Here is a 2,197-nt window from a genome sequence, read left to right on the forward strand (position 1 = left end):
CATCCTTTGTACGCCAAGAGCTAACCGAACATTTTGATGGTGAAGGCATCCCGATTTGTTGGAATGGCGGAATGGAGCTACCTAAATATTTAGACACAATGGGATTAGGCGATAGGATAGCCGATGCTTGGGCATCCCATATTAGCCATATCAAGTTTTTGGATCATGAATTGAGCTATGACCGCCAAGACAAACCCCTAGTCCCTGATTATTATGTTCAACCATTCAATAGTTCTAAAGCAGACACGGAGATTTGGCAAAGGAACGGTTATATCACTACAAGCCAAAAATAGGGTGTTGGGGGTAGGGTGTTGGGTGTAGTGAAGACGGCATTGGACTGAGCTTGGAACTCCGATCAATGCAAACCAGAGTGAAAAGACAGGGCTTGTAACGAAGAAGGTTGTTGGGGTTATTTCTTTCCAACCTGCAACCCTACACCCTACACCCCGCCCCAACGGGGCTTGATCAAGGGATTTAAACTAGTTTGCATTTCTACGACAACTGTTGCGACTAATGCTGTCTGATGTTAGACAGACATTCTGTCTAACATCCCCAAAGCCAATAAACGTAAGGGTTTGGCTTTGAATGGTGTTTCCCTCCACAGGCGATCGCTCTTACCAATCACAGATGACTCGCGCAAGAATGGCTCAAACAATAACAAGCGTGAACAATTAACATTGGCGAATTGATATGGCTGAAACGACACAAATACAAATACAAGAATTATCACGATTTGCCCAAGAGCAAGACTTCAATCAGCAATATCGACAGTATTTCGGGGATGTCTGGGACGAAGTTGGAGTTAAAGATATCTCCAGAATGACCATCCAAGATGCCGAACAAACCTTGAAGGTACTAGCTGATAGTGAAGCATCTCCCCAATTCATCAAATCCCTACTAGCACAAGCAGCAATTGATGGTGCTACACCGCAGGTTTTGGAGTATTTCTTGAGTAGTGACATTGACGGTGATGGGCGAACTCTCGCACAAGAATTATTTCAGGATGGGACGAACCCGTTGGAGCCAGATACACCCCAACCACCAGCGAAAGCACAGGTTTTATCTCCATCTCCAACTGAAGATTTGGACTGGGAAATATAGCATACATCCTCAAACTTTACTATCAACCTGAGTTTTGATTTTTTCAGTACTCAAGTTGCTAGTTCTTTTTTGAAAGCATATTTAAACTTCTTAAGTTAGATATGAGTTCCATTTTTTAAAAAGCACACTAGGGTGTAATTGAATTATCGATTACACCTGTTCCCTCAGCGAACTCAACAACTAAAGAAGGCCATACTATGACTATATTAGGTATTAATAGACCTTTAGATACAACCCAGGCAAAACTGTGGGACGAGCGCGATTTGTCTACAAGCGATCGCCGCCGGGAGCATCTAGAAATTCTTCTGTGCCAGAAAGTACAGATAGGTGAAGACCCTACCTTGTGTAAACAAGTGTTGAATTATTTGTATTTCTCGGCATTTCAACAGAATCTGAATCGCATCACTGTCCAAAAGGAGAAAGAAAAGTCAGTATTTGCCTCCCTACAGCAAGTGATTATTACGTCTTTTGCTATTTTAGGGATGTTTGCGTTCCTTGCCGCCGCTTCCAACAAGTCAGTTGTGCGATCGTCTGGGGTAATCCCTCCAGCTATAGAACGCCTTGCCAATTAACCAAACAATTCGCTTTTTCGCTCAGGAAGACAACGGAAGATCAACTGAAAGTAATGTGGGCTGAAGTAGTCAGAGAACGCTCGGCATTCAATTCACTGCACATATTAATCATTACAGCCTTTGCCATTTTAGGAATGATTGCCTTTTTTAACGGGGCGTTTCGCTCTGCCAAACCATCGGCTGCTGCTAACCTGCCTGCTGTTCAAGCTCATTAAAAGGATGTCACTAAAAAGCTGAAAGCGCTGTTTTATAATGCTTTCAGCTTATATTACCACTTGCTCTGCTTAGGGTGAGCTTAATATGCTGTGTCCTTGTCGAAAGGCAAAGTGTCAACATCCTCAAAGTTACGCAAGTCTTGCTCCATCTGCTGCCGACGTTGAACGTATGTTCTGCTAGCGCCAATCCTCCCTCTCATCTGCCATGCGCCGAAGTTAATTCCCTGTTCTGCATGTTTTTCAGAAACTTTGTTGTAATCATCAACTTCAATTTTTTTGCGTCGCTCCATATCTTCAAGCCATCCCTCG

Annotated in this window: 4 protein-coding genes and 2 pseudogenes; 4 read left to right on the forward strand and 2 right to left on the reverse strand. The window is 43.3% G+C overall.

Going from position 1 to position 2,197, the window contains the following annotated elements; genetic code table 11:
* Positions 1–293, forward strand: a pseudogene (locus ACWATR_RS39460) (hypothetical protein); the annotation flags it as partial.
* Between the two features lie 233 nt (positions 294–526).
* On the opposite strand, the gene ACWATR_RS39465 reads toward ACWATR_RS39460, so the two are convergent.
* Positions 527–655, reverse strand: coding sequence for a hypothetical protein (locus ACWATR_RS39465; protein ID WP_460345683.1), 129 nt, complete (start codon positions 653–655; stop codon positions 527–529).
* Between the two features lie 35 nt (positions 656–690).
* Between ACWATR_RS39465 and ACWATR_RS39470 the strand changes: the two genes are divergently transcribed.
* The 3 genes from ACWATR_RS39470 (at position 691) to ACWATR_RS39480 (ending at position 1,888) form a co-directional block, all read left to right on the forward strand.
* Positions 691–1,101, forward strand: a complete 411-nt coding sequence (locus tag ACWATR_RS39470) for a hypothetical protein (protein WP_460345686.1) — start codon at positions 691–693, stop codon at positions 1,099–1,101.
* A 197-nt stretch (positions 1,102–1,298) separates the two neighbouring features.
* Positions 1,299–1,673: a hypothetical protein gene (locus ACWATR_RS39475; protein ID WP_460345689.1), complete on the forward strand. Its 375-nt coding sequence runs from the start codon at positions 1,299–1,301 to the stop codon at positions 1,671–1,673.
* 53 nt (positions 1,674–1,726) lie between these two features.
* Positions 1,727–1,888, forward strand: a complete 162-nt coding sequence (locus tag ACWATR_RS39480) for a hypothetical protein (protein WP_460345692.1) — start codon at positions 1,727–1,729, stop codon at positions 1,886–1,888.
* 80 nt (positions 1,889–1,968) lie between these two features.
* Here ACWATR_RS39480 and ACWATR_RS39485 read toward each other — a convergent pair.
* A pseudogene (locus tag ACWATR_RS39485) lies at positions 1,969–2,197 on the reverse strand (hypothetical protein); the annotation flags it as partial.

It is taken from the genome of Nostoc sp. UIC 10890 (assembly GCF_054786515.1).

What these genes read in the sequence shown, in the direction of transcription:
- ACWATR_RS39470 (WP_460345686.1), top strand. Translation starts at nt 691, where the DNA reads ATGGCTGAAACGACACAAATACAAATACAAGAATTATCACGATTTGCC.
- ACWATR_RS39475 (WP_460345689.1), top strand. Translation starts at nt 1,299, where the DNA reads ATGACTATATTAGGTATTAATAGACCTTTAGATACAACCCAGGCAAAA.
- ACWATR_RS39480 (WP_460345692.1), top strand. Translation starts at nt 1,727, where the DNA reads ATGTGGGCTGAAGTAGTCAGAGAACGCTCGGCATTCAATTCACTGCAC.